This window comes from Pseudophaeobacter sp. A-200-2, from assembly GCF_041008815.1.
GTDB lineage: Bacteria > Pseudomonadota > Alphaproteobacteria > Rhodobacterales > Rhodobacteraceae > Phycobacter > Phycobacter gallaeciensis_A.
Genome location: NZ_JAXGFU010000006.1, coordinates 47,333 through 73,011, shown reverse-complemented (window position 1 = coordinate 73,011; position 25,679 = coordinate 47,333). Strand labels below are relative to the sequence as shown.

Below are 25,679 nucleotides of genomic sequence, written 5' to 3'. Positions count from 1 at the left end.
GCGTTTTTTGCTGTGGCAAAAGAAAACGGAGCCCGAATGGGGCTCCGTTCCGTGATCCTGCCAATGTGGCGTGGATCTTATTCTTCTGCGGCTTCTTCCGCTTCGCCTTCTTCCTCGTCGTCCGAGGCAGCCAGGCCAGCAGGTGCTGCGATGTTCGCAATCACGAAGTCGCGGTCGATGGTCGGTTTGGCGCCACTCGGCAGGTCAATCGCGGAGATGGTGACGGTGTCACCGATCTGCAGCTCGGAGATGTCCACGACGAGCTTCTCCGGAATATCGCCAGCGGTCACGACCAGTTCCACCTCGGGGCGGACGACGGACAGCATGCCGCCTTTTTTGATGCCGGGTGCAACGTCTTCACCGACGAACTCAACCGGGATGAACAGGTTGATCTTGGTGGTGCGGCGCAGGCGCATCAGGTCAAAGTGAGTCGGCAGGTCTTTGACCACGTCACGCTGGACGTCGCGGCAGATTACGCGGACGTCTTCCTGACCTTCGACCTTCAGGTTCCACAGGGTGGACTTGAAGCGACCGGCTTTCAGCTTTTTGAACAGCTCGTTAAAGGGGATCTGGATCGCAACGGGATCGACGTCACCACCAAAAACAACACCAGGAACCATGCCAGCGCGACGCGCTGCGCGAGCGGCGCCCTTGCCCGTCCCCGCACGTTCCTGGCAAACGAGATCAGGAATCTCTCCAGCCATTTTAATTCTCCAATATGTTAGGGCGGGATGCCTCCAAGGCTGTCACCCCGCGTGAAGCCGCGCGTATAGCGGAGAATCCCCGCAATGCAAAGCTTAAAAATCGCTGCCGGAGATCAGTCCTGCCAGCGCCCTTCGAACCCTTCGGGGACCAGCAGGTTATGACGGCCAAGATCCGCCACGTTGCGCTCGCCGCACAGGGCCATTGTGGTGTCCAGCTCTTTCTGGATGACTTCCAGAGCGGTGGTCACGCCCTTCTGCCCCATGGCGCCCAGACCATAGACAAAGGCGCGGCCGATCATGGTGCCCTTGGCCCCCAGCGCCAGCGCCTTCAGGACGTCCTGACCCGAGCGGATGCCACTGTCCAGATGCACTTCGATCTCGTCGCCGACAGCATCCATGATCTGCGGCAGCATCCGGATCGAGCTGAGCGCCCCGTCCAACTGGCGCCCGCCGTGGTTTGAGACAGTGATGGCATCGGCGCCGACCTTGGCGGCCATCTTGGCGTCCTCGGCGTCCAGGATCCCCTTCAGGATCACCTTGCCGCCCCACATTTCCTTCAGCTTTTCGATCTTGCCCCAGTCGAGCGAGGGGTCGAATTGCTCGGCCGTCCAGGCGCCCAACGAAGACGCGTCGGAAATGCCTTCGACGTGGCCGACGATATTGCCGAACTCGCGGCGCTTGGCGCCCAGCATTTCGATGCCCCAAGCCCATTTCGTCATCAGGTTGGCAATGGTCTTGGGTGTCAGTTTCGGCGGTGCGGAAAGACCGTTCTTCAGGTCCTTGTGGCGCTGCCCAAGGATCTGAAGGTCCAGCGTGATCACCAGCGCCGAACATTTGGCCGCCTTGGCACGTTCGATCAGGCGGCGCACGTAGTCCTCGTCTTTCATGGTATATAGCTGGAACCAGAAGGGTTTGGTGGTCGCCTCCGCCACGTCCTCGATCGAGTTGATCGACATGGTCGAGAGGGTAAAGGGCACACCAAAGGCCTCGGCGGCGCGGGCGGCTTTGATTTCACCATCGGCGTGTTGCATGCCGGTCAGGCCGACCGGCGCCAGCGCCACCGGCATGGCAACGTCCTGGCCGATCATCTGGCTGGCGGTGGAGCGGCCGGACATATCAACGGCCACGCGCTGGCGCAGGCGGATCTGTTCAAAATCCGAGGTGTTCTCGCGGAACGTCTGCTCGGTCCAGCTGCCGCTTTCGGCGTAGTCGTAAAACATCCGGGGAACGCGGCGTTCGTAGATGCGCTTCAGGTCGTTGATATTGGTGATAACAGGCACCGGTTCGTCCTCGCCCTAGTGGTGGTCAGGATTATTTACCAATTTCACCCTGCTGGCGCAATGATGGCCTGCGCAAATTGTCTGTCGCTAAAATTTTACGGTATATTTGTTGTAGAAAACCTATAGGTTTCAAAACAAGACGTCGAAATCTTGCAGGGTAGCCGTATTTCTGGCGCCATTTGAGGCCGGCTCAGGGCGGTGTCTGTATGGGTTTGGGCGATTATTGAAACGCACGAACCGATTGAGGCATGTCATTTCGACAGTGAACCGCAATTCCGAACCCAGGTTGCCCGCAAAAGCAACAATTGCCGATCTGCGCCTTGCACTTGAGCAGGAACGGGCCGCTCGGCAGGAGGCCGAAGCGGCCAACCAGGCCAAGTCGGCCTTTCTGGCGGTGATGAGCCATGAAATCAGGACGCCGTTGAACGGCGTTCTGGGCATGGCCGAGGTTCTCGCGGACAGCGGCATGCGCGAGGATCAGAAACAGGCGCTGGAGACCATCGCTGACAGCGGCAATCTGTTGCTGACCATCGTCAATGACATTCTGGATCTCTCCAAGGTCGAAGCGGGTAAGCTTGAACTGGAGATGATGCCAACCTGCGTGACTGAGGTATTTCACTCCCTCTGCCGCCAGTTTCGCCCCCGGGTCGAAGCAAAGGGCCTGTCCTTTACCAGCGTGCTGAGCGGGCTGATGGCCCGTAAAGAGGTCTGGGCTGAACTGGATCCGACGCGGCTTACTCAGGTTTTGGGCAATCTTCTGGCCAATGCGCTGAAGTTCACTTCCGAAGGGGCCGTAACCTTTACCGTGCATGCGCGGGAGGTAACAAACGGCTGCGTGGCGCTGGATTTCAGGATCCGGGATACCGGCAGTGGCATCCACGCGGCGCAGCACAAGAAACTGTTCAGTCCCTTTGCTCAGGCCGAGGTCAGCGTGAACCGGCTGCATGGCGGGACCGGGCTGGGTCTGGTGGTGGCGCAGCAGATCTGCCGGGAAATGGGCGGCGGGATCGATTTCACCAGTGCAGCCGGGGAGGGCAGCGAATTCCATGTCTCACTGGTGTTGCAAAGCACCGAACCCATTGCGGAGGATCCGGCGCAGGACGAACTGGACTGGAGCAATGAGGTGTTGCAGCGTCACCGCTGGCGGGTGCTGGCGGCTGAGGACAATCTGACCAATCAACTGGTCCTGCGCCACCTGCTGAAGGAGTTCGATCTGGATCTGACCATTCTGCCGGATGGGGCCGAGCTCTGTGCGCTTTGGCGGGCGGGTGGCGCCGACCTGATCCTGATGGACGTGAACATGCCCGTTATGGACGGTGTTGCCGCAACCCGTGAGATCCGCCGCGCCGAACGTGAAGAGGGTCGTGCGCCGGTGCCGATCATTGCCATTTCGGCCAATGCGATGGCGCATCAGATCGAGGGCTATCTGGCGCAGGGCATGACGGCGCATGTGGCCAAACCAACCCGCAAATCCGACCTTGTTGCGGCAATGGCGCGCGCGCTTGCCGGGAGCAGCCTACCCTGACCCACCTGATCCGCAGCGCGGATCAGGTTGTTGTTCTGAAGGAGGCGTCAGGCGGCGTGGGCGCCATCCGACAGGGATTTCACAAAGGCCAGAACCTCTTCCACCGGTTTTCCGGCGGCTATCTGGCTGACGATGGCGCTGCCGACTACGGCACCGTCTGAAATCGACGCGATGTTGCGCGCCTTTTCCGGGGTATTGATGCCAAAGCCCACGATCACCGGCAGGTCGGTGGCGGCCTTGATGCGCGCCACTTCCGGTCCAACATCGCCTGCTTCGGCCTCGGCGGCGCCGGTGATGCCGGTGATGGAGACGTAATAGACAAAGCCCGAGGTGTTCTGCAGCACCCGCGGCAGGCGTTTGTCATCGGTGGTGGGCGTCGCAAGGCGAATGAAGTTCAGCCCGGCGGCCTGGGCGGGAATGCACAGCTCATCGTCTTCTTCCGGGGGCAGGTCCACCACGATCAGCCCGTCGATCCCGGCTGCCTTGGCATCGGTCAGAAATTTATCGACGCCGCGGTTATAGATCGGGTTGTAATAGCCCATCAGCACGATCGGCGTGGTGTCGTCACCTTTGCGGAATTCCGCGGCCAGCTGCAACGTACGTTCCAGGGTCATCCCGGCGTCCAGCGCCCGTTGCCCGGCCAGCTGAATGGTCGGCCCATCCGCCATCGGATCGGTAAAGGGCAGGCCCAGCTCGATAATGTCGACCCCGGCGGCAGGCAGTCCCTTGACCACCTCCAGCGCGGTGTCGAAATCCGGATCTCCGGCCATGACATAGGAGACGAAAGCTTTCTTTCCGGCGGCCGAAAGCTCGGCGAATTTGGCGTCAATGCGGGTCATGATCGGGCCTTGTTTGTGATGTCCGCTCTGGTGTGCCGAATGTTCTACCGGAAATCAATCCCAAGCCACATCAACCCTGCAGCACATGCCCCGGATCACAGCGGAAAATGCCAGCGCAGATGCAGGGAATTGACACCGGGATTGATATCGGCGGTCGAGGCATTGGATTTATGCGACAGGGACAGCGACAGGGCGGTTCCGTTGGCAAAGCTGCGTCCGACGCCTGCCATGCTGCGGATCTCGAAGGTTGACCCCAGATCGTTCAGTGCCACGCTTTCGAAATAGGCGCCCGGCAGGACGCTGGCCTCGATGAACCAGGATTGGCCCAGATCCCATTTGCCCGCCACACCGGCGCCGATGAAGAGGTCTCCGGTCTCCTGCACGTCCAGGGCAGCACCGAAACGGGCGGAAAAGATGCCCTTTTCGTAAAACGCGTTGTGCCGGTAATCCAGCGACACAAGCGCGCTGTTTTCCGAACCGGGCCGGGAGAATTCGGAGTATCCGATCCCGACAGATAGTTCGCGGTCCTGCGCGGCGGCAGCGCCTGCGGACAAAAGGACGGCGGTCAGGGCAGCAATGTATTTCATCGTCTCACTCAGCATCAGGAGAATTGGGTGACCGGGACATGGGTATTGAAGTCCGTTTGCAACAGGAAAATCAAGACAATGATAGCGGCCGTGATATGGCGTGAACGGGGCGGCCGGGGCAGATGACAATGGTTGCTGCGGGGCCATGACCGCTTGCGCCACCGCCCAATGCTGCCTAGAAGCGGCTCCCAAGTGGCATCAGGAGGCCGGTATGGGCTTTAAAATGGGAATCGTCGGTCTGCCCAATGTTGGTAAGTCGACATTGTTCAACGCATTGACGAAAACAGCCTCGGCGCAGGCAGCGAATTTTCCGTTCTGCACGATCGAGCCGAATGTGGGTGAGGTCGGGGTGCCCGATGCGCGCCTTGATAAACTGGCAGCCGTCGCGGGATCGAAACAGATCATCCCGACACGGATGACATTCGTGGACATCGCCGGCCTCGTCAAAGGCGCCTCCAAGGGCGAAGGGCTGGGCAACCAGTTCCTGGCCAATATCCGCGAAGTGGACGCCATCGCCCATGTGTTGCGCTGTTTCGAAGACGGCGATGTGACCCACGTCGAAGGGCGCGTCGATCCGGTGGCCGATGCTGAAACCATCGAAACCGAACTGATGCTGGCCGACCTGGAAAGCATCGAGAAACGCCGTGCGGGCCTCGTGCGCAAGCTGAAGGGCAATGACAAGGAGGCCCAGCAGCAGGATCGCCTTCTGGCCGACGCCCAGGCGATGCTGGAAGAGGGCAAACCCGCGCGCCTCGTCGAGGTTGACGCCGAAGATGCCAAGGCTTGGCGGATGCTGCAGCTGCTGACCACTAAACCGGTGCTTTATGTCTGTAACGTCGGCGAATCCGAATCCGTTGAAGGCAACGAATACTCTGCCAAAGTGGCAGAAATGGCAGCGGCACAGGGCAATGCCCATGTGATTATCTCGGCCCAGATCGAAGAGGAGATCAGCCAGCTGGACCCCGAAGAGGCAGAGATGTTCCTTGAGGAAATGGGCCTCAGCGAAGCCGGGCTCGACCGTCTGATCCGTGCGGGCTACGAGCTGCTGCATCTGGAAACCTATTTCACCGTCGGCCCGAAAGAGGCCCGCGCCTGGACCATCCGCGCGGGCACCTCGGCACCGCAGGCCGCAGGCGTCATCCACGGCGATTTCGAAAAAGGTTTCATCCGGGCAGAAACCATCGCCTATGAGGATTTCATCGCCAACAATGGCGAACAGGGCGCCAAGGAAGCCGGCAAGATGCGCGCCGAGGGCAAGGCCTATATCGTCAAGGATGGCGACGTGCTGCATTTCCTGTTTAACACCTGAACACTCGGTATGCCCACGAAGATCGCAGCGCCCGTCAGGACCCCTGGCGGGCGTTTTCTGTGCACCTTTCCTGACTGGCGTCTCAACCGTGGGCGGGGAGAAGCCATGAAAAACAGCGTTTTCAAGGGGTTCTTGGATTTTCCAAGAAAATGCCCGTCGTTTCAAGAATGCCCTTGTATATCCGATAGTTGCTGGGCTATACGCGTCGACGGAGACGTGGCCGAGTGGTCGAAGGCGCTCCCCTGCTAAGGGAGTAGGCCCGGAAGGGTCTCGAGGGTTCGAATCCCTTCGTCTCCGCCATTACACCATTTCACAGGCGCGCATGATGGTGCAGAAGCCCCAGAAAAATAGGGGCTTTTCTGCAAGCAGCCTTGCCCCGCTGGTTTTGACATCTCTACAAAGTGGCATACCGATTGGCATACCGGTTCACGGTAGGCTTGGAATGCGGCAAGTGGAGGGTAGGACGTGGGAAACAAATACGCCAAGACGCAAAGAGGCGCGGAGACTGTAAAGGTCGATAAGCCGGTGACCCTAGCTTTCGGCGGTGGCCTCTACCTTAAGTGCAGCCCGGCTGGCGGCAAGTCGTGGGTGGTGCGCGCTATGGTGGACGGTAAGCGCCAGAACATCGGGGCCGGCAGCCTGACCGAGGTGACTCTAGAGGAAGCGCGGGCCGAGGCTCTGCGGATCAAGTCAGCTCTGCGCGCTGGGCGGGATGTGGTTGCGGAGCGGCAGGAGGCGAAAGCCCAAGCGGTGCGGGCGGTGACGACCTTCCACGACTGCGCGATGACGACCTATGAAAAGCAGAAAGCGCACAAAGAGTGGCGCAGCGACAAGCACGAGGCAAATTGGCTCTCCAATGTGCGGCTGCATATGGCGGGCATTCACAAGAGGCCGGTGGCGGACGTGCGCAGCACCGATGTGCAGGACATCATTGAGCCGCTGATTGCAGCGGGCAAGCGTGAGACCGCCCGGCGCTGCTTGTCACAATTGAAACTCATCTTTGCGGACGCCATCAGCGCCGACCTGTACACAGAGAACTGCCCGGCATCAAAGGCATACCCGCGCGGGCTGGTGAAGGGGAAGGCGAAGCACCACGCGGCCATGAACTGGCGGGATGTGCCGACCTTCATCACACTCCTTGCTGGTCGCAAGGCCATGGCTGCCCGCTGCCTGCAGTTCGTCATCCTGACCGGCTTGCGCAGCAACAGCGCGCGCTCCTTGTGCTGGCAGGACATCCATCTTGATCACGAGGAAGGCCCCATGGCGATTGTGCGGGCTGAGAATATGAAGGGCGGCGAGGAATTCCGGGTGCCCCTATCCGACGCTGCGGCAGTGATTCTGGAATCGGTGCGCGGCCACGGGGCAGAGCTGGTTTTCCCCAGCCCGACGCGCGGCAAGAACGGCGAGCAGCGGCCGCTGAGCGATATGGCTTTGCTGGTCATGGTGCGCGACCGTATGGACGTCAAAGATGCGGTGCCTCATGGTTTCCGCACGAGCCTGCGGACATGGTGCCAAGACAGCGGAATCGAGCGCGAAGTGGCCGAGATGTGCCTTGCGCACAAGATTGGCAGCACGGTTGAGCAGGCATACGCGCGGGGCGACCTGCTGGACCGCCGCCGCGCTGTCATGGAGGCATGGGCGGACCATTGCACCGACGCAGCAGGCAAGTCCAACGTGGTGGCGCTGGGCAGCCGCCGGACCTGACCAAACCCGGAACCTTCATTATTCACGGCATCCGGCGGATGCCCTGACGCACCGCGCGCCGGGGTTTTTCTCCGTCATATTGGCAGCGATAACAGGGCGGCAGAGGCGACCATGGGAGCAGCGCCCGGCTGCCGTGGAAGCCGCAGCACCACCCGGTATCCATCCGCCTCCTTCCGCTCCGCAACCACATCCCGCCCAGCGCAAATACACAGAGGAAAAGAAAAAGCCAGTCAGTTCTTACGTGAATAAGTGTGGCGAAGTGTCGCATACCGGTTTCGTGCGTCTGGATGCTGAAGCCCCTTATTCGCAAGGCGTTGGTCGCGCCGGGTTGCCGTGAAACAACGAGGGGGAGGATTCTCCGAGGGAGCGATGAGCGGGTGTGCACCCTTCTGTGCACTTGTACCCATCGGGGGTGCCGCCCTATCTCAGCAGTCCCGCAACGAGAAGGAGCAGGATCATGGATTAGAGCGCGCCAGAACCCGACGAACGACCGAACCACAATTCCGATGACAAGGGCAGGTGCCCGCACAGGAGAAACACACCATGACGAAGTAGTGAACCCATGAGCATCGACACCACCACTGCCGACCGAACAGACAACGCCCGCCGGACTCGCAAGAGCGGCCCTCAGCAGCATTATTTCAGCGCCGTAGACGTCGCCCGGATTACAGGGCTGCATCATTCCACTATCCGCCGCAAGGTGCGGCAAGGCGGCTTCCCCAGACCGCGCATCGTGCTAGGCCAGAAGCGCTGGCACATCTCCGACCTGCAAGCGGCAGGCATCGAGTACATCGAACCCACCGCAGCATAAAGAAACTCCGCCACACGGAAGCCGAGGGCGGAGGAAGAAGCTGCGGTGCAGCCTGCATTCTGTAGCTGGAAGGCAGGTAGCCTGACTTTACCCCGAAAACAACCCCGGTTTTTCGATTGGCGGCCTCAATCGAAGGACAACACATGTCTAAATCTGACGAGAAACGCATCGCGAAACCAGTGCCGCACAATGAAACCCGCATGCCTGACTGGCTTGTGGATGCACCCAACCCTGCGCGACTGACTTTACCGCCGGTCGAACAGGTAGCCGCCGAGATTGACGGCGACATGAATGCCGACTTCATCTGCGCAGATGGCCGTCGGCTGACCTTCATGGGCACAGTCAGGCAAGCCTTCCTGAAACTCATTACAGGGCGAAAGTATGGCGCGGCTGTCAAAATTCGGGGTGAGCGGGGGAACCTGTCCGACGCGGTACGGAAGCTGCGCGAAAAGGGCGTGCCTGTCCACAACGTGATTCATCGGGTGCCCGACCCGGCTGCGTCGCGCGGTTGGTCACAGATTACCGGCTATGCGCTGGGCGAGGATTGGCATCTGAGCGGCAAGATGTATGGCGATCCGGTGCAGGCACAACTGAGCATCGAACTGGCAGATGCCAGCAAGCCGAGCGGCAAGCCCATTACCAAAGCCGAGGCGGCGCTGCCCTTTGTGCGCTCTGGCTACATCTCCGACCCTAACGAGCTGCGCCCTTCGAGGCGCGACCGCTCACCTGACGCGCGGTCAATCCACATCGGGCGCGAGATGCACGCGAAAAACGCCCGCACCAAGCGCGAGCGCGAGGGGAAGAATGGCAATCTGGACCTGCGCGACGGCGGGGCCAAACGCCCGGTGCAGAAATGCCCGAAAGGCAAGTGCCAGGACAAGCGGAGGGGCAAGGCATGACCGACCTCTTGCACTTCATCTACGAGGGGGCAGCTGCGGCTGCCTCCTTCCTCCAGCCCCTCGCAAATCTAACCGCCTCTATTCTTCAAGGCCATCGCGCCGCAGGCACCAATACCGGAACGAACCAATGAGCAAATTTAACGAACATGACGCAGACGCGCGCACAATCTGCGAGGCGCTGGGCGGACGTTGGTATGGTAGCTATGGCGTGACCTTCTGCCCCAGCCACCAGAACACTCGCACGCCGGCCCTAAGCATCAGCAACGCCAGCGACGGCCGCCTGCTGTGTACCTGCGGAAATGGCTGTGACTTCCTGTCTGAAATCTTGCCTGCACTTCAAGACCGGGGCCTTGCAGCAGGTGACGGCGACGGGCGCGGCTGGCCTGCCCTGAGCGATGAAGCCATTGCTCAGCGTCGAAAGGAGGAAGAAGCGCAAGCTTGCCGCAAGCGCGAAATGGCGCGAAACATCTGGACGCAGGCCCTCCCCGCCCAAGGCAGCCCAAGTGAAGCATATCTGCGCGGCCGCGGCATCACCGTGCCCCCACCTGAATCTATCCGATTTTCGCCCAATGCCTTCCACGGACCGAGCGGGCAGCGCCTTCCTGCCATGATTTCTGCTGTGAGGATTGAAGGAGGCAGGGATTTGACCGGGCTACACCGGACCTTTCTTGAACCGGATGGTAATGGCGGCTGGCGCAAGCTGTCCACCGCGCAGTCCAAGCTGATGCTGGGCCAGACGCGCGGCGCGGGGACCATGCTGCACTTTGAATTCGGTGCGCCAATGGTAGTGAGCGAAGGAATCGAGACCGGGCTTTCTATCCTGGAACTGATGCAGGCCGAGGGCCGCCGGGTGAGCGTGATTGCCGCCCTCTCCAGCTCCAATATGCGCGGCCTCCTGCTGCCGGAGCCGGTACGGGCGGGCGCATGGAGCAACCATCTCCTGCCAGCACCAGACCCGGATGAAGCGGGCGCAAAGGCTGCCAGCGCATTGGGCCAGCGCGCTGTCGGACTCGGCTGGAGGGTCGGACGCATCAAACCGCCTCGCAAGGGGGGAGACTGGAACGACGAACTGCGCCGTAGCGCCGGGCAGATGATTAAGAAGGGGGCCGCCTAATGGATATTGGTCTCGGGAACATTGACTGGGATGCGGTTGATGAGCACCTGGTGGGGGTCGGCGCAGAATTGAGCCAGGACACTGCCAACACACCGCAGGCAGCAGCGGTTAGCCCGACGCTTGCATCTTTCACGGCAGCCCCCGCAGGAAACGGGCCCAGCGCCTTTGACATCGAGGCAGAGAAAGCAACGGAGCCGGATGAGGTATACCGCAAGGCAATGCCCGCGCTGGAGTTTCCATGCGAAGCACTGGGCCCGCTGAAAGACGTGGTAATGGCGGTTGCTGACCAAACGCAGGCACCCGTTGCCATTGCCGCTGGCTCCGCGCTGTCTATCGCCTCCCTAGCGGTACAGGGCCATGGTGACGTGGAGCTGCTCCACGGAACCGCGCCTACGAGTCTTTTCGTGTTGACCATCGCCCGATCCGGTGAGCGCAAATCCACCGTGGACAAAATGCTTGCTCAGGCCGTCGAAAAGCACGAGCGCGAACAGGAGAGGGCTTACCGGGAGGCCATGAAGAAGTATCGCATCGCGACCGAGGCCCGGAAGCAGCAGGAAAACGGGGCGCGGTCGTCCATCCGCAGCGGCGAGGCGGGGACAGAGGCTCTTGAAGAGCTGGGCGATGCACCCTGCGCGCCGCTGCTGCCTGACCGGGTGATTACGGAACCGACCTTCGAGGGCCTGACCAAGCTTTACGAGGCGGGCAACCCTAGCCTTGGCCTCCTGAGCGATGAAGGCGGTCAGTTTCTGGGAGGACACGCCATGAACCGGGATAACGCACAAAAGACTCTCACTGCGTTCTCCAAGCTTTGGGATGGCGCGGCAATCAAGCGGACCCGCGCCGGCGACGGCACATCCACTCTGCGCGACCGGCGGCTATCCATGCACCTCATGGTGCAGCCCGTTATTGCGCAGGGCCTTGTCTCCGACCCGTTGGCTGTCGGTCAGGGCTTTCTGCCAAGGATGCTGCTTTGCGAACCCGCATCGAACATCGGCAAGCGTCGGGTGCATATCGGGCAGAAAGCACCAGAGGCCGAGAGCTGGCAAAAGCAGGCGATTGCACGCTGGGAACAGCGCATCAAGGGTGCTCTGGATGCAGTCATGCCAGCTTGGGGCGACCATGCGAAAACACAGGGGCAGAATTTGAAACCCAACCGCCTGCGCCTGTCTGGTGACGCCCGTCTCGCGCTGGGCGAATTCGCGCAAAAGGTTGAGCACGCGCAGGCCCCCGGCGGACCTCTTGCAGACGTGACCGGCGCTGCATCCAAGATTGCCGAACAGGCTTGCCGCATTGCCGGGGTGCTGACTCTGGTAGATGACCTGAACGCCCGCATGGTGGCCCCGGAGACCATGCATGACGCTATCATCATCGCCGGCTTCTACATGGCTGAGGCTCTGCGCCTGACCGGTGCGGCAGTTATCAGCCAGAAGGAGCAAGAGACCGAGGCGCTGCGCAAGTGGATGCTGGAAAGCTGGCCCGAGACCGCAGAGCGGAACGGCATGGACCGGGAGTACCTGACACCGCGCGACGTGGTCACGTATGGCCCCAACTGCCTACGCTCCGCAGCCAAGGTGAAGGAGGTCATGTCCGAGCTGGCAAAGCTGGGATGGCTGACCAAGTTGGAACCGGGAAGCGAGGTGAACGGCAGCAAACCAAGACTCGCCTATCGCATCACTGGCCCGAACTGACCGGGCGGACATTGAGGCTAACAATCGGGGCTGACTTCGGGTGGCCCCTTTTCTTTGTCCGCATGACACTCTGCCTGCGGCGCTGGGCGCTGCGCCGTGAAACAATGAGGGCCGCGGGCTTTCCGTGACTGACAACGCGACCGGGCTGAACCAGACTTATGGGGAGATTTTACAGAAATGCAGCGAGTGCAGAAGTGGGTAGGCATTTGTTTTCAGTAGCGGGGATACCCCAAAAAACTGTGGATACTCTCCCTATAAAAGATAGATAGTAAGCATACATTTCATGTGTGATTATTTGAGAGTGTCATGAAAATAAGGGCAAATCCCAAAAAGCGCCCTCAAAGAGATTTGCTCACCTGCTGCTGCACTCGCTGCACTTCTGCAAACAGCTTTCTGTGGGTGCCTTCTACAGCTCGCCATTTAATTGTGGACCTCAGAACGCACGCTATTGGGGCGAGCTTCTACACACTTTAGCGGAAATTCCGCCTCCTTCCGACCGTGAAACATTCCTGCCGCCCAGCGCCGAGCGGTGCCCGAAACCTTCATTCTTCACGGCATCCGCTGGAGGCCCCCAGTAGGGAAAGCCCCCCAATGTCTTTGGGTCCCTACTGGCCCTATTGTGAGCCACGGGGTCGCTGCCTCCCGGCATAGACCCGAGTGAAACAGTCTGAATATATCTAACACGCACCGAAGTTCTGCATTGCGGAACTCCGGTGTGGCAAAAGTGTAGGCTACACGAAGCATTGCTAAGCGCAGGCTTCAGCCGCACCAATCAGAAGATAGAGATGGAGGTCGACACTTAGCTGCCGTTATTAGTTCGAATCTAGCCCCTACCCCAGAGAGCGTGCTTATTGCCGGTCTATGGTCAGTCAATGATTAGGCCTTTATCAATTTCCGCTAGGTCCAGAATCTCCCAAATTTGATTTTCATTAAGTTCCCGCAAGTCCCACCTCGGCTGCTCCGATATTCCGACTTCCTCTAGCAGCCTTTTTCGGATTAGGCGTCGATTAAATGCGGCGTTGTAAAGCAAACGTACGGTGGAGATTCTCGCACTGGCCCGGTACAACGTCTGCAGTTCGGCGTCATCAAAAACACTGTGCTTTCTGCAGTATTCCTTGAAGTCGGCTTCTGACAGGAAGTCCTTCCTCTTTTTGCTTTCAATAGCGACGCACAAAGACGTTGCCACAGACCGATAATACGCGGGCCCTTTTTGGTCGCTGGTTCGATAAATTACAACTAGATCACCTGGAGCGATGCGGGTTAGCGCGAGCTTTCCAACATAAATTTTTTCTATTGTGTTGGAGTGGGATACATCTTTCACTATATCTACCGGATCTGTAATTAGCTTAGAATCCGGCAGGAGTTTTGTGTGGTGCTCAGGGTATACGGCAAGCAGCCAGTATCTACGCCCTGCAACAGAGAATCGTGGGTAGTTTTTTCGTAAATCGGCTAAGTCCGCAGTCAAGTCTTTGGTGTATACGTTCTCTACCCCGCTAGGGGTTGTTTTTGAGCCGTGGAGAACAAATCCGTATCGCTCGAGAAGCGCGATAAGTGTCGTGTGAACAGCAAACACAGTCACGTAAATGCCAACGCAGTCTTCAGATATGGCGCGGTCGAACGCCTTCTTTATTACTCGCTCTCCGGCTTTTGTACCGGCTGCATTTATTTTTAGAGTCCCTACTTTCAGCCATTTACCAGCTCCTAGCTGTGGCGTCACGTCTGCTATCGGACCATTCTCGGTTTTCAAATAGAGCATTCCTTCGATGGATCCTGATTTGGTATCCTCCAAAAGGAATGCAGTTTCTGCTGCCTTTGATTTGAACCATACGTCAAACCCTTCGTATGCGTCCTTTAGGCTATCGAAGAAAGGGTCGTTGATATCGACTTTGCAAAGTTCTTTTTCACTTAGTGTTCGTTCGGCCATCTACTTCCCAATGCTCGAAAAGGTGGTGGGTTCTGCCCTGGCTCAACTAGATGGCGCGCTGCCGTTTCCAAAGTCAATGGTTGCCAGAGTCTTTTGCTTCCTTCGCAGGTCCTTACGGGGAGAGTGTGTCGCTTGCCCTGGGCAAGCTTACGCTAGAAATTGCTCGATTTGTTGGGCGATTGTCACGCGAGACGTCCAAATACACGTGGATAGTGTGCACCGATATTCCTTGCGAGGAATATAATAGCCTTGTAAGTAGAAGGGAAAAGAGAGGGGCGAACATGGGCAAGTTGACCGGCAGGATAGTCGAGGCAAAGGCGGTCACATCGGGTGAAAAATCCCCGATGGTGGGGCCGGAGTTGCGGCGACTGCGACTGCTGGCCGGGTTCACCCAAGGCCAGATAGCGCAGCGCATGAACGTTCAACAAGCTGCCGTCTCAAAGATTGAGCAGGGCGGTGAAGTCTATTTGAGCACTGTCCAAAGATATGTCGAGGCCCTTGGTGCATCCTTGCGGTTAAATGCCCATTTTCCGACAGACGCTCCCTTGTCGATGAAGCTCTGCGAAGCATTCGATGTTGAGCAGGGACATGATGACCAGTTAGTTCTACCGCTCCTTGGGGATGAGCCGTTCAAGCCGCAACGGGATGTCGTGCTCTCCATTAAACCGGTCTACACGGAGAAAATTCTGGAAGGCAGGAAAACGGTCGAGCTGCGTCGCCGTTTTCCTGTGTCCGCGCCGAACGGTACACTCGCCTACATTTATTCCACCTCGCCAGTTAAGGCCATGGTTGGCACCGCGGCAATCCGAGACGTGCTAAAGCTCCCAGTGGAACAGATTTGGGCTGAGTTTGAGAGTACTGCTTTCATTGCGCGCGATAAATTCGAAAAATATTTTGACGGTCTCGAGCATGGCTTTGCGTTGGTGTTCGATGACGTAAAAACCTTCTCGCGCCCCCTGCCGTTGAGCGAACTTCGGGAGAAGTTTGGTTTCGAGCCCCCTCAATCTTTCTTGTACGCTAAGCGTGACCTTCGAAAGGCCCTCAAAAATGAGCCAGCAATCGTATCTCATTGATACGAATATCCTTATCGGGCTGGAAGATTACCATAAGGTCGAAGCCGCGTATGCTAGATTTCTCAATCTGGCTTTGTCGCACAAAGTTGACATTTATGTTCATGAAGCCGCGAAGGACGACATAGCGAGAGATAAAGACCCCGAGCGTCGGCAAATTTCTCTGAGCAAGATTGCGAAATACCGTGTTCTGAAGGGGCGCCGAGGTCTCTCGGCTGAGGAACTCGACACCTCCTTCGGTCCGCTCAAGAAGCCCAACGATGTTGTCGATGCTACGTTGTTGCATTCTTTAGAAAGTGGGGCGACCGACTTTCTTGTCACGCAGGACAAAGGCCTGCACCAGCGCGCTCAAAAACGCTCGGCGGAGCTTGGTCGCCGGGTGCTCTTCGTTGGAGACGCAACCGAGCTTCTCGTTCAAACTTATGAGCCGAAGGCCGTGCCGATCCGGCATGTCGCCGAGGTCGAAGCGCATGAAATTGATCACCGAGATGGCTTTTTTGACAGTCTGCGGGATGGTTACCCAGAGTTTGACGATTGGTGGCGGGAGAAGTGCGTAAAACAACATCGGTCCTGCTGGGTGGTATATGACGACGGCAACCTTGCGGGCTTGATCGTTCGGAAAAACGAAACGGCGGGTGATACGGATGCTGTTTCGCCTGCTCAAAAAATCCTGAAGGTCTGTACGTTCAAGGTCGCACCAGAGAGTCGTGGTGTGAAGCTCGGAGAACTCTTGCTAAAGCAAGTGCTGTGGTATGCGCAGACGAACGGGTATGATTTGGCATATCTAACAACGTACGAAGACCAAGCGTCCCTGATGGAACTCTTGGAGTATTATGGCTTTGTAAACGCAGGGGAAAACAATAAGGGAGAGTTTATCTATGAGCGGTCATTCTCACCGAACTCACTCGCGCGAGTCGACGGTGTGCCAGATTTTGACCTTGCCCGAAGGAACTACCCTCGTTTTCTGCTCGCCGATGATACACGCGGATTTGGTATTCCCATAATCGAGGGATACCACGACACCCTATATCCTGATCTATGGAATCCTAGACAGCCTGATTTGTTTGCCGACGCATCGCGGGCGAACGTTCCGACACGGCCAGGAAATACAATACGCAAGGTCTACCTCTGCCGCGCGGCATCTAATCTTGGTCCGCCGGGCTCCTTGCTATTCTTTTATAAAGGAGTATCGAAAGAGCCGCCTTCGCAAGCTTTGACCACACTTGGTGTCTTGGAAAGCGTGACGCTGGCACGGTCGACAAAGGACTTGATGCAGTTGACTGGTGGCAGGTCGGTGTACAGTGAAGAAGAGCTGGACGCCTGGTCCGCATCAAATGCGCGACCGGTAAAGGTCATCAACTATCTATTGGTGTCATATATCGATCCATCTGTCTCTCTCGCAGAGCTAAGAACGATGGGTGTTGTTAATGGACATCCTCAGCAATCGATTTACGAGTTGCGGCGTGACCTTCTGACCGCACTGGTGGACAGGGCAAATCTGGAGTTTGCAATATGACGCAAGAAATCATCGCTTTCACTGGTATTTCCGGTGTGGGTAAGACCACTTTTCTGCGCAGACTAAGGGGGCGCATCCCGTTTCAGCATTTGACGGGGGGTAGCCTTATTTCAAAAGCACGTGAAACTCCTCAAGCTGACAGGGATAGTATACGGATATCGAACTTGGATGAAAACCAGCGCCTTTTGGTCCAAGGCTTTAAGCAAGAACGAGACCCAGCCGAGAAGCTTGTTATCATGGACGGTCACGTCATCATTGATACCGCTGAAGGCATCTGCGATATCCCAACCGAAGTGTTCGAGTGTTTGGGTGTTAATCTGATGGTGCACCTAGATGCCGATCCAGCCACCATCGTGAAAAATCGCGCTGGCGACAAAGAGCGGAAGCGGCCTGTGTACTCGGCAGATGTTGTGTTTGAGCATCAAGAGCGATCACGCATGCGGGCAAAAACGATAGCGACTGAACTAGGCATCAAATTTGTTGGCGTGACTCATGAGGACATGAATGCACTGCTTGAATATCTGAAGTAGTAGCTTCCAGACTAATGACTCGTATATCCAGTAATAATTGACGTAATCTGTTCTTGTCGACCCGCAGGGAGTGTAGCTGCCTTGCATCACCCTTTTTCCGCAAGATGGTATACTGATTGGCATACCGAAGCCATTTTCGTCCAGTGATAAGGTGGATTTTTTCATAAAAATAACGCCTATTGCTTAGTCGGTTAGACTCCCTTCGTCTCCGCCATTACCCAAGAAATCATGGGAAACGGCGATTAGGGAAGCCTACCCGCCAGCATACCGCTAACAGGTTCACGCTTGGACACGACGTGAAGCAACGGCTTCGGCATGTGCGAAATCGTGGGGAATCTGGACCGGTCGTTTTGCTACTATTCTTTCGGAAGTTGGTCTTTAGCTGCTTTATATAGCTGTTCGGGCAGGTCTCGCCAGATTGATCTAACCCTGTCTGCCCGCAGAGGTTCAATCTGAAGGAAGCCATCGTGTCTCCGCATCTTCGGATCCCTAAAGGGAGACATATTGTATTTTTGATGAAAGGTTTGGCGCCGAGAAGGTCTTCAGACTTGCGAACATCAGCTGGTGCAGGGGCTGTTGGCCGAAAGTCAGGCCGAGCTGGCCGCCGCCCGCGCGCTGGTCCGGGATGCGGCGCGCACGTATGACGCAACCGGGGCTGCGGCGCTGGAAGCCTCTTGTGCCAAATATTTCTGCACCGAAATGGCGGGCCGGGTTGCAGACCGCGCGGTGCAGGTGCATGGCGGGGTCGGCTATATGGCCGAATACGCCATCGAAAGACTGTACCGTGACGCGCGGCTGCTGCGCATTTACGAAGGCACCAGCCAGATCCAGCAGATCATCATTGCCCGCAACATCGTGAAGGCCGCAAAAGACCGCATGTAAGCGGCAGGGAAGGAAAGAATATGCTTGAAGACGTCGTAATTTGCGAACCGGTCCGCACGCCGGTTGGCCGTTTCGGAGGCCAGTTCCGCGACCTGCACGCCCATGAGCTGGGCCGCATGGTGATCGAAGGCCTTTTGGCGCGCACCGACCTGCCGGGTGATCGCGTGGACGAGGTGATCTTCGCCCAATGCTACCCGTCGATGGATGCACCGGCGCTGGGCCGCGTGGTAGGGCTGGATGCGGGACTGCCGATCAGCATTGGCGGCTATCAGATCGATCGCCGCTGCGGCTCTGGCCTGCAGGCGGTGATCAATGCGGTGATGCAGGTCGGGACCGGAGGGTCTTCGCTGGTGATCGCAGGCGGCGCCGAGTCGATGTCGAATGCGCCCTTCTATTCGACCAAGGGTCGCTGGGGTATCAAGGGCACCGCGATGGTGTTCGATGATGCGCTGGCGAAGGGACGTGTGACGGCAGGCGGGATCAACCACCCGGTGCCGGGGGGCATGCTGGAAACCGCCGAGAACCTGCGCCAAGAATACAATATCGGACGCGAGGAACAGGATGCCTTTGCGGTGGAAAGCCATCGCCGCGCGGTGGCGGCGCAGGACGGCGGGCTGTTCGATGATGAGATCATCCCGGTGACCGTCAAAAGCCGCAAGGGCGAAGAGACTTTCTCGAAGGATGAGCATCCGCGCCCCGAGGCCACGATGGAGAGCATGGCCAAACTGCGCCCCATCCGTGGCAGTATCGACAGTCAGGCGACGGTCACGGCGGGCAATGCCTCTGGTCAGAACGACGGCGCCTCGGCGGCGATCATCACCACCCGCGCCATCGCGGAGGAACTGGGGCTCAAGGCCTATGCCCGGATCAAGTCCTGGGCCGTGGCCGGTGTCGGTCCCGAGGTGATGGGCATCGGCCCGGTGCCGTCGGTGGCCAAGGCGCTGGACCGTGCGAGTATGGCGCTGAAGGACATCGACCTGATCGAACTCAACGAAGCCTTCGCGGCGCAGGTTCTGGCCTGCACCCGTGAATGGCAATTCGCCGACAGCGATTTCGAGCGGATGAACGTCAACGGTTCGGGCATTTCGCTGGGGCACCCGGTGGGTGCGACCGGCGGGCGGATCATGGCTGGGCTGCTGCGCGAGATGCAACGCCGCGATGCGCTGTATGGGGTTGAAACCATGTGCATCGGCGGTGGCCAGGGTCTGGCGGCTATCTTTGAAAAGGTCTGATCGGGCCGCGCTTTGTGCCTGATCTGAAAATAGACAGGGCCGTTCCGATCGGAACGGCCCTTTTTCGTGTGTGGAGCAGGAAACAGAAACGGCCGCCCCGATGTGCTGGGACAGCCGCAGGTTCTGTCACCCCGTTGATCAGTCGTTGTTCAGCATGATCACGTTGCGCCGCGCGTTGCCGGCCATGGTGTCGGCAAAGGCCTCGTTCACCTGATCCAGCGTCCAGCGCCCGGTGATCAACTCGTCCAGCTTCAGGCGGCCCTGCTGATAGAGGTCCACGATCCAGGGAATGTCGCGCTTGATCACCACGTCGCCCATTTTAGAACCGAGGATTTTCTGCCCCGCGTCGGCCATCACAAGCGGCGAATAGCTCGCGTTAGAGCCGAAATGCGGCATGCCGACCATCACGATCTTGCCGTTGTGAGCAAGGTAACGGGGCGCCTGATCATAGACCGCGGCGACACCGACCGTCACCAGCACCGCATCCGCGCCGCGCCCGTCCAGCAGCGCCTTTACTTCCTTGAAGGGTTTGCCTTTGGCCAGCACGCCATGGGAGGCGCCAAAGGTCTTGGCGTCTTCCAGTTTGGCGGGGTTCATGTCGACCGCGACGATGCGGCGGGCCCCGGCGATGCGGGCGCCCTGAATAGCATTGAGGCCCACGCCGCCCGCGCCGATCACCACAACGTCGTCGCCGGGGCGGATATCGGCGGTATTGATCGCAGCGCCGACGCCGGTGATCACGCCGCAGGAGATCAGCGATGCGGCGTCTTTTGGTATATCTGCAGGGATCTTCACGATCTGGCTTTGATCCACGACCACCTTTTCGGCAAAGGCACCGGCGAAAAGCGCTTGCCAGACCGGGTCACCTTGGGTCGTGCTGAGCGGCCCCTTGGACGGATCACCCGGTTCTTCGCAGACCGTGGGGTGGCCCTGGCCGCAGGACGGGCAGGTGCCGCAGGAACGGATCAGCGTGACGGCAACACTGTCGCCCACGGCAAAGCCTTTGACGCCCACGCCGACAGCGGTGACGATGCCAGCAGCCTCGTGACCGAAGACCGCGGGAACGGCGCCGCCAAACCCACCCTGCCACAGCGAGATGTCCGAATGGCAGACAGCCACGGCATCAATCTTCACCTCGACTTCACCCAGTTCGGGTGCGCGCAGTACCACCTCCTCGATCACAAGGGGCTCTCCGTGCTTGTGGCAAACGGCGGCTTTGACTTTGGTCATGGGAGGTCCTTTCGGTCTGTCGTGTCATGCGCGGGCAGCGCGGATTTCCGTATGTACATGAAGCTGCCGATTGCAGTGGCGCGCGGTCTTGGTCTGGATATCCGCGAACCGGAACATGCAAAGCTTCTCCTCTTTCGCAAATTTTAGGGTGCCATGGTGATTGTTAGCAATCTAATTAAACTTCGTGACGCAACGGACTATGCGAAAACCAGCAACGCAACGGTCAGGATCGACATGGCGAGCGTACCATAGGCAAGGTTCCAGCGCAGGCCGACGCGGGCGGGATCTTCATCGATCATGCGCGCCGACAAGCGGACTGAGGCCGAAAACGGCGTTACGTTCACCACGATGGACCAGATCGACACCATGGTAACCGCAACCGCGAGCGGGCTGATGGCCAATGGCGTCAGGTTCGGCAGCGTGCCCGCCAGGATGGTGACCGAGATGATCGGGCTGACGCCCACCATCGACAGCAGATAGGCGATCCAGCCCGCCAGCGCCAGAACCGCACCGCTGCCAAGTCCGAGGGCGACGATGGTCTGACCAAGGGCATCGGTGTCGATCAGCGGTAGCACCAGAACACCCAGAAAGGCCGAGGTTGTGAACAGGCCGATTTCGGAGCGCATGCTGGGCAACCCGGGGAGCAGCCCGGTCACGGTGGCTCGGGCGGTGCCGGTGATCGCCGGAAGCGCGCCCTCATGCCAGCGCTGGATCGCCATCCAGCCAAGGGAGACCAGCGGCAGGCACAAAAGCAGTGCCTGAATGAGCGTCACGCCCAAAAGCACGGCCACACCCCAGGAAAACGACGGCACGAAGATCACCATCCCCATCAGGGGCAGAAATCCGGCAAGGGAGGGCGCCTCGGGCAGGCCCGGAAGCACCCGGCGCGGATAGCTCATCCGGTCGATCCCCCAGCCCAAAAGCAGCATCACCACCGCCAGCGGCAGTGAATAGATGACGATCTGCCCATAGGCGACGCTGGGAATGGCCGCAGTGATCAGTGCCATGGTGACGGTCATCGGCGACCACATCGGAAGCGAGGAAAAACCGCGCATCATGGCCAGCGTCATGCGGCGGCGGCGGATGCCCGCGATGCGCTTTTCCTCGTCGGTCTCGCCGGGAGATACACCCTTGGCGATCATTGTCCCCAAGAGGCCGATGGTTGAGAAATTCAAGAGGATGCCAAATACCGCCGCGCCGAAGGTCAGGACCAGATAGCGGCGGCCCGGGCGCTGGTTCACCAGGATCTCGCCCGAGCGCAGGATCAGCGGCGAGCTGTTCGCGGCGAACTGAAGGAAGCTGAGCGAGGTGAGGAAGAAGGCGAAGAACGCCGCCCTGTCGATGGCAGTGGAGGCGCGGGCAAGATCAAAGGTGCCTTGGCTGACCTCATAAAGCGGCAGCGCGATGCACAGTGAAAGGAGGATTAAAGCGACTTTGGACAGGCCGCGCAGCTCCAGCGCCAGAAAGCCCAGGATCCCCCCGAGCTCCATCAGCCGCAGAGCGGGCGCATCGGTAAAGATTTCACCGATGGCCCCGAGGCTGACAAGAAGAAGAAAAGCGGATGACAGCATTATTGGGCGCTGTATCGTGACGGCGAGTTTTGCTTGGCCATCTTGTCAGAACTCCTCAGAGCTGTGCGGGTTAGAGTGGTGCAGCTCCGTGCGAGAGCTGCCTCCGGCGGTTGCGGAAGCAGAGCCAAAGCCTTTTGCTTAGGGTATTTATCTTGCAAATAATAATCAAGCTAATTACATTTTTTGCCAAGCGGTCGCGCGGGGGGGCCGGGGGAGATTGGCGAAGTATGGGGCGGCAGTATGACCAAAAGCGATAAGGCAACCACGGCTCGCAATGAAGGGGTCTCGGGCCCGGTGTTTCAGGATATCGCGCGGTTTCGTGGCATTCTGTTTGACGGGCTATTGCGGCCGCACGACATCACCATGGCGCAGGGTTGGGCGGTGCTCAGCCTCATGCGAGAGGCTGGTCAGCGGCAGGCGGATCTTGCAGCGAAGCTGGACATCGGGCCAGTGACCACTTCCAAACTGATCGACCGGTTGGAGGCACGCGGCTTTGTTGAACGGCGCGCCGATCCCGGCGACCGGCGGTCGAAACGGATCTTTGCAACAGACAAGGCGCACCAGCTGATGGATATCATGACCGAGACGCAGCGCCAGGTGGATACCATAGCCAATACAGGGATCGAACCGGAAGAGCTGGCCACCACCATGAAGGTGCTGGCGAAGATGCGGCAGAACCTCAAGGCGTCGATGGCGCGGGATTGAGGCGGGTCAGGATCTCGTCTTAAGGCTGGGCTCAACCCGGGCAATGTGCTGGCCGGAGCTCCTTCCACTGTACAAGTCGATTGCCCCGACCGCCTGTGACGCGTGCCTTCGCCTCGGCACCTTCTTGGGACGGGACGAATTCGCAATTAATTATCAAGCTAATTGTTTGCCAAGTATCTAATCCACCTTATAAGGGGCTACAACGCGCCCGGCCTGGTAGAAACCGGCCTGGCATCCTTTGCAGTAGGACAGGAGAGAACATGTCTTTGGTGCTCATCGAACGCCCCGGTGACCGGGTTGGTGTGATCCGGCTCAACCGCCCCGAACGGCGCAACGCGCTGTCGACCGAATTTCGGGCGGAAATCGCCAAGGCGGTGACTGAACTGGACGCCGACCCCGGGATCCGGTGCATCGTGATGACAGGCGATGAAAAGGCCTTTGCCGCCGGGGCGGATCTGGCCGAGCTGGCCGAGGTGCGGCCGATGCAGGAGGTCTTCGACCGTCTGGGTGCTGTCAAACGCGCGCTCGAAGCGTCGAATACCCCCGTCATCGCAGCGGTGCGTGGCATGGCGCTGGGCGGCGGCTGTGAGATGGCGATGATGTGCGACATCATCATTGCAGGCGACACCGCCAAATTCGGCCAGCCGGAAATCAAGGTGGGCATCATGCCCGGCGCCGGTGGCACCCAGAAGATCCTGCGCACGGCGGGCAAAGCCAAGGCGCTGCGTTACCTTCTGACTGGCGATCTGTTCCCGGCAGATGTGGCGCTGGATTTGGGCATCGTCTCAGAAGTGGTACCGGATGCCGAGGTGATGGACACGTCCCTTGCCATGGCCAAGAGGATCGCCGCCCAGCCTGCCAAGGCGGTGCAGGCGATCCGTGACGCGGTGCGCGAGGGGGCGAATACGCCACTGGATACCGCGCTCATGCTGGAGAACCGCCTGTTCCAGATGCTGTTTTCCACTGACGATCAAAAAGAGGGAATGCGCGCCTTTCTTGAAAAACGCGCCCCCGAGTTCAAAGGACAATAAGTGATGGCTTATGCATTCGACGACATCAAAAAGGTTGGCGTGATCGGCGCCGGGCTCATGGGGGCGGGCATCGCGCAGGTGCTGGCGACCGTGGGCTATGACGTGGTGCTGAACGACATGAACGCCGAGGCGCTGGCCAAGGCGAAGACCGATATCGAAGGGCGTATCGACCGTATGGTCGAAAAGGGCAAGCTGGAGGCGGACGCCGCCGCTGCGGCCAAGGGGCGGCTGACCACATCAGGCGACCTCACCTCCCTTGCGGATACGCAGATGGTGATCGAAGCCATCATCGAGCGGCTCGACATCAAACAGAGCCTGTTTGCCGAACTTGAAGGCATCGTCAGCGCGGACTGCATTCTTGCGTCGAACACCTCCTCGCTCTCCATCGCATCGATTGCGAAGAACTGCGAAAACCGCGCCCGCGTGGTGGGCATGCACTTCTTCAACCCGGTGCCGCCGATGAAGCTGGTCGAGGTGATCGGCGGCGCGGCCACCGATGCGGGCGTTGTCGATGCGACCTATGAAATGGGCAAGGCGATGGGCAAGGTGCCGGTGATCGCCAAGGATGGACCCGGCTTCATCGTGAACCTGGGTGGGCGGGCCTATTACACCGAAGGTCTGCATATCGAGGCCGAAGGCGTCGCCCCGCCGGAGCAGATCGACCGCATCATGAAGATGGCAGGCGGCTTCCGGATGGGCCCGTTCGAGTTGATGGATCTCACCGGCATCGACACCAACTTCCCGGTTTCGACCTTCATCTTCAACGGCTACCATAGCGATGCGCGCCTGCGCACCACGCCGCGCCATGGCTATATGGTCGAAGCGGGGCTGCTGGGGCGCAAGGTGGGGCGCGGCTTCTACGACTACGCGCAGGACCTGCCCAAGCTGCCGACCCCGCCCGAAGCCGGACCGAGGACCTCGCTGACCGCAGTTCTGCCGGAACGCTCCGATGCCTTTGCTCCGCTGGTGGAAAAGGGCCTCAGCGCTGCCGAGGATGACGGCAAGGCGCCGATCCTGGTCAGCCCGCTTGGCGAGGATTGCACCAGCACCGTTGCCCGCCTTGGCCTTGACCCCAAACGCACCGTTGCGGTGGATCTGAGCGCGGTCGAACGCGGGATCGTTACCGTCATGACCGCTCCCGGTGGCTCGGACGTGCTGGAGGCGGTGACCACCTGGCTGGCGGGCGCGGGCCTGCATGTCGAGGTCATCAAGGACAGCCCCGGCTTTGTTGCACCGCGTATCATTTCGATGATCGTGAACCTGTGCTGCGAGATGGCGCAGATCGGCGTCGGCAGCCCCGAGGATTTGGGCAAGGCGATGACCATGGGTCTCAACTACCCGTTCAACCCACTGGAGTATGGCGACAAGGTCGGCGCAGATCGGGTACTGTCGATCATGGAGGGGCTGCAATCCACGACCGGGTCGGAACGCTATCGCCCCAGCCTCTGGCTGAAACGCCGCGCGCTTTTGGGTCTGTCGCTCAGCACTGCGGACTGACAGGCGCGAATACTGCGAACGACGGGCGCGC

General features: G+C 59.3%; 21 protein-coding genes, 1 tRNA gene and 1 pseudogene. 16 read left to right on the top strand and 7 right to left on the bottom strand.

What is annotated here, in order from left to right; genetic code table 11:
• Nucleotides 1-77 precede the first annotated feature (77 nt).
• Together SM766_RS10580 and SM766_RS10575 are read right to left on the bottom strand one after the other, a co-directional pair.
• On the bottom strand, nucleotides 78-704 hold the full coding sequence (locus tag SM766_RS10580; RefSeq protein ID WP_368947754.1) for a 50S ribosomal protein L25/general stress protein Ctc: 627 nt from the start codon (nucleotides 702-704) through the stop codon (nucleotides 78-80).
• A gap of 113 nt (nucleotides 705-817) precedes the next feature.
• On the bottom strand, nucleotides 818-1,984 hold the full coding sequence (locus SM766_RS10575) for an alpha-hydroxy acid oxidase (protein ID WP_368947753.1): 1,167 nt from the start codon (nucleotides 1,982-1,984) through the stop codon (nucleotides 818-820).
• Between the two features lie 286 nt (nucleotides 1,985-2,270).
• On the opposite strand from SM766_RS10575, the gene SM766_RS10570 reads away from it, so the two are divergent.
• The gene (locus SM766_RS10570; RefSeq protein ID WP_368947752.1) at nucleotides 2,271-3,509 is read left to right on the top strand and encodes an ATP-binding protein; all 1,239 of its coding nucleotides are present in this window, start codon (nucleotides 2,271-2,273) and stop codon (nucleotides 3,507-3,509) included.
• A 47-nt stretch (nucleotides 3,510-3,556) separates the two neighbouring features.
• Here SM766_RS10570 and trpA read toward each other — a convergent pair whose 3' ends face one another.
• Nucleotides 3,557-4,348: a tryptophan synthase subunit alpha gene (trpA, locus tag SM766_RS10565; RefSeq protein ID WP_065272348.1), complete on the bottom strand. Its 792-nt coding sequence runs from the start codon at nucleotides 4,346-4,348 to the stop codon at nucleotides 3,557-3,559.
• A 95-nt stretch (nucleotides 4,349-4,443) separates the two neighbouring features.
• Complete coding sequence (locus SM766_RS10560; protein ID WP_082996165.1) at nucleotides 4,444-4,935, bottom strand: acyloxyacyl hydrolase; 492 nt, start codon at nucleotides 4,933-4,935, stop codon at nucleotides 4,444-4,446.
• A gap of 211 nt (nucleotides 4,936-5,146) precedes the next feature.
• Between SM766_RS10560 and ychF the strand changes: the two genes are divergently transcribed.
• The 7 genes from ychF (at nucleotide 5,147) to SM766_RS10525 (ending at nucleotide 12,460) form a co-directional block, all read left to right on the top strand.
• Nucleotides 5,147-6,244: a redox-regulated ATPase YchF gene (gene ychF / locus SM766_RS10555; RefSeq protein ID WP_065272349.1), complete on the top strand. Its 1,098-nt coding sequence runs from the start codon at nucleotides 5,147-5,149 to the stop codon at nucleotides 6,242-6,244.
• A 210-nt stretch (nucleotides 6,245-6,454) separates the two neighbouring features.
• Nucleotides 6,455-6,544, top strand: a tRNA-Ser gene (locus tag SM766_RS10550).
• A gap of 165 nt (nucleotides 6,545-6,709) precedes the next feature.
• The gene (locus SM766_RS10545; RefSeq protein WP_368947751.1) at nucleotides 6,710-7,948 is read left to right on the top strand and encodes a tyrosine-type recombinase/integrase; all 1,239 of its coding nucleotides are present in this window, start codon (nucleotides 6,710-6,712) and stop codon (nucleotides 7,946-7,948) included.
• A 562-nt stretch (nucleotides 7,949-8,510) separates the two neighbouring features.
• Nucleotides 8,511-8,759 (top strand): helix-turn-helix transcriptional regulator, encoded by a 249-nt coding sequence (locus SM766_RS10540; protein ID WP_368947750.1) that lies wholly within the window; start codon nucleotides 8,511-8,513, stop codon nucleotides 8,757-8,759.
• A 200-nt stretch (nucleotides 8,760-8,959) separates the two neighbouring features.
• Nucleotides 8,960-9,658 carry a hypothetical protein gene (locus SM766_RS10535; RefSeq protein ID WP_368947749.1) on the top strand — a complete coding sequence of 233 codons (699 nt, stop codon included), beginning with the start codon at nucleotides 8,960-8,962 and terminating at the stop codon, nucleotides 9,656-9,658.
• Between the two features lie 127 nt (nucleotides 9,659-9,785).
• Nucleotides 9,786-10,772 carry a DUF7146 domain-containing protein gene (locus SM766_RS10530; RefSeq protein ID WP_368947748.1) on the top strand — a complete coding sequence of 329 codons (987 nt, stop codon included), beginning with the start codon at nucleotides 9,786-9,788 and terminating at the stop codon, nucleotides 10,770-10,772.
• The gene (locus SM766_RS10525) at nucleotides 10,772-12,460 is read left to right on the top strand and encodes a YfjI family protein (protein WP_368947747.1); all 1,689 of its coding nucleotides are present in this window, start codon (nucleotides 10,772-10,774) and stop codon (nucleotides 12,458-12,460) included. The genes SM766_RS10530 and SM766_RS10525 overlap by 1 nt, the downstream gene beginning before the upstream one ends.
• 865 nt (nucleotides 12,461-13,325) lie before the next feature.
• Here the strand turns inward: SM766_RS10525 and SM766_RS10520 are convergent.
• Complete coding sequence (locus SM766_RS10520; protein ID WP_368947746.1) at nucleotides 13,326-14,384, bottom strand: hypothetical protein; 1,059 nt, start codon at nucleotides 14,382-14,384, stop codon at nucleotides 13,326-13,328.
• 281 nt (nucleotides 14,385-14,665) lie between these two features.
• Between SM766_RS10520 and SM766_RS10515 the strand changes: the two genes are divergently transcribed.
• The 5 genes and pseudogenes from SM766_RS10515 to SM766_RS10495 all read left to right on the top strand — a co-directional run bounded on the left by SM766_RS10515 (nucleotide 14,666) and on the right by SM766_RS10495 (nucleotide 19,614).
• Entirely contained in the window at nucleotides 14,666-15,457 is a 792-nt protein-coding gene (locus SM766_RS10515) for a helix-turn-helix domain-containing protein (RefSeq protein WP_368947745.1), read from the top strand.
• Nucleotides 15,432-16,970 carry a GNAT family N-acetyltransferase gene (locus SM766_RS10510; RefSeq protein WP_368947744.1) on the top strand — a complete coding sequence of 513 codons (1,539 nt, stop codon included), beginning with the start codon at nucleotides 15,432-15,434 and terminating at the stop codon, nucleotides 16,968-16,970. The genes SM766_RS10515 and SM766_RS10510 overlap by 26 nt, the downstream gene beginning before the upstream one ends.
• Nucleotides 16,967-17,500 (top strand): ATP-binding protein, encoded by a 534-nt coding sequence (locus SM766_RS10505; RefSeq protein ID WP_368947743.1) that lies wholly within the window; start codon nucleotides 16,967-16,969, stop codon nucleotides 17,498-17,500. Before SM766_RS10510 ends, SM766_RS10505 begins: the two co-directional genes overlap by 4 nt.
• 555 nt (nucleotides 17,501-18,055) lie before the next feature.
• Nucleotides 18,056-18,382, top strand: a pseudogene (locus SM766_RS10500) (acyl-CoA dehydrogenase family protein); the annotation flags it as partial.
• Between the two features lie 20 nt (nucleotides 18,383-18,402).
• Nucleotides 18,403-19,614 carry an acetyl-CoA C-acetyltransferase gene (locus SM766_RS10495; protein ID WP_368947742.1) on the top strand — a complete coding sequence of 404 codons (1,212 nt, stop codon included), beginning with the start codon at nucleotides 18,403-18,405 and terminating at the stop codon, nucleotides 19,612-19,614.
• Nucleotides 19,615-19,752: 138 nt separating this feature from the next.
• On the opposite strand, the gene SM766_RS10490 is transcribed toward SM766_RS10495, so the two are convergent.
• Nucleotides 19,753-20,844 carry a Zn-dependent alcohol dehydrogenase gene (locus SM766_RS10490; RefSeq protein WP_368947741.1) on the bottom strand — a complete coding sequence of 364 codons (1,092 nt, stop codon included), beginning with the start codon at nucleotides 20,842-20,844 and terminating at the stop codon, nucleotides 19,753-19,755.
• 197 nt (nucleotides 20,845-21,041) lie between these two features.
• A complete protein-coding gene (locus SM766_RS10485) occupies nucleotides 21,042-22,415 on the bottom strand; it encodes a hypothetical protein (RefSeq protein ID WP_368947740.1) in 1,374 nt (457 codons plus the stop codon).
• Nucleotides 22,416-22,655: 240 nt separating this feature from the next.
• Between SM766_RS10485 and SM766_RS10480 the strand changes: the two genes are divergently transcribed.
• The 3 genes from SM766_RS10480 (at nucleotide 22,656) to SM766_RS10470 (ending at nucleotide 25,648) form a co-directional block, all read left to right on the top strand.
• Nucleotides 22,656-23,120, top strand: coding sequence for a MarR family winged helix-turn-helix transcriptional regulator (locus SM766_RS10480; RefSeq protein ID WP_347510700.1), 465 nt, complete (start codon nucleotides 22,656-22,658; stop codon nucleotides 23,118-23,120).
• A gap of 260 nt (nucleotides 23,121-23,380) precedes the next feature.
• On the top strand, nucleotides 23,381-24,151 hold the full coding sequence (locus SM766_RS10475) for an enoyl-CoA hydratase-related protein (RefSeq protein ID WP_347510699.1): 771 nt from the start codon (nucleotides 23,381-23,383) through the stop codon (nucleotides 24,149-24,151).
• Nucleotides 24,152-24,154: 3 nt separating this feature from the next.
• The gene (locus tag SM766_RS10470; RefSeq protein WP_368947739.1) at nucleotides 24,155-25,648 is read left to right on the top strand and encodes a 3-hydroxyacyl-CoA dehydrogenase; all 1,494 of its coding nucleotides are present in this window, start codon (nucleotides 24,155-24,157) and stop codon (nucleotides 25,646-25,648) included.
• The last annotated feature ends 31 nt before the right edge of the window (nucleotides 25,649-25,679 follow it).

Excerpts from the sequence above, each read along its gene's own strand:
- SM766_RS10560 (WP_082996165.1), bottom strand. The coding sequence starts at position 4,935 with ATGAAATACATTGCTGCCCTGACCGCCGTCCTTTTGTCCGCAGGCGCT.
- SM766_RS10535 (WP_368947749.1), top strand. The coding sequence starts at position 8,960 with ATGCCTGACTGGCTTGTGGATGCACCCAACCCTGCGCGACTGACTTTA.
- SM766_RS10475 (WP_347510699.1), top strand. The coding sequence starts at position 23,381 with ATGTCTTTGGTGCTCATCGAACGCCCCGGTGACCGGGTTGGTGTGATC.
- SM766_RS10495 (WP_368947742.1), top strand. The coding sequence starts at position 18,403 with ATGCTTGAAGACGTCGTAATTTGCGAACCGGTCCGCACGCCGGTTGGC.
- SM766_RS10490 (WP_368947741.1), bottom strand. The coding sequence starts at position 20,844 with ATGACCAAAGTCAAAGCCGCCGTTTGCCACAAGCACGGAGAGCCCCTT.
- SM766_RS10510 (WP_368947744.1), top strand. The coding sequence starts at position 15,432 with ATGAGCCAGCAATCGTATCTCATTGATACGAATATCCTTATCGGGCTG.
- SM766_RS10515 (WP_368947745.1), top strand. The coding sequence starts at position 14,666 with ATGGGCAAGTTGACCGGCAGGATAGTCGAGGCAAAGGCGGTCACATCG.
- SM766_RS10480 (WP_347510700.1), top strand. The coding sequence starts at position 22,656 with ATGACCAAAAGCGATAAGGCAACCACGGCTCGCAATGAAGGGGTCTCG.
- SM766_RS10580 (WP_368947754.1), bottom strand. The coding sequence starts at position 704 with ATGGCTGGAGAGATTCCTGATCTCGTTTGCCAGGAACGTGCGGGGACG.
- ychF (WP_065272349.1), top strand. The coding sequence starts at position 5,147 with ATGGGCTTTAAAATGGGAATCGTCGGTCTGCCCAATGTTGGTAAGTCG.
- SM766_RS10485 (WP_368947740.1), bottom strand. The coding sequence starts at position 22,415 with ATGCTGTCATCCGCTTTTCTTCTTCTTGTCAGCCTCGGGGCCATCGGT.
- SM766_RS10540 (WP_368947750.1), top strand. The coding sequence starts at position 8,511 with ATGAGCATCGACACCACCACTGCCGACCGAACAGACAACGCCCGCCGG.
- SM766_RS10530 (WP_368947748.1), top strand. The coding sequence starts at position 9,786 with ATGAGCAAATTTAACGAACATGACGCAGACGCGCGCACAATCTGCGAG.
- SM766_RS10520 (WP_368947746.1), bottom strand. The coding sequence starts at position 14,384 with ATGGCCGAACGAACACTAAGTGAAAAAGAACTTTGCAAAGTCGATATC.
- SM766_RS10505 (WP_368947743.1), top strand. The coding sequence starts at position 16,967 with ATGACGCAAGAAATCATCGCTTTCACTGGTATTTCCGGTGTGGGTAAG.
- SM766_RS10525 (WP_368947747.1), top strand. The coding sequence starts at position 10,772 with ATGGATATTGGTCTCGGGAACATTGACTGGGATGCGGTTGATGAGCAC.
- trpA (WP_065272348.1), bottom strand. The coding sequence starts at position 4,348 with ATGACCCGCATTGACGCCAAATTCGCCGAGCTTTCGGCCGCCGGAAAG.
- SM766_RS10470 (WP_368947739.1), top strand. The coding sequence starts at position 24,155 with ATGGCTTATGCATTCGACGACATCAAAAAGGTTGGCGTGATCGGCGCC.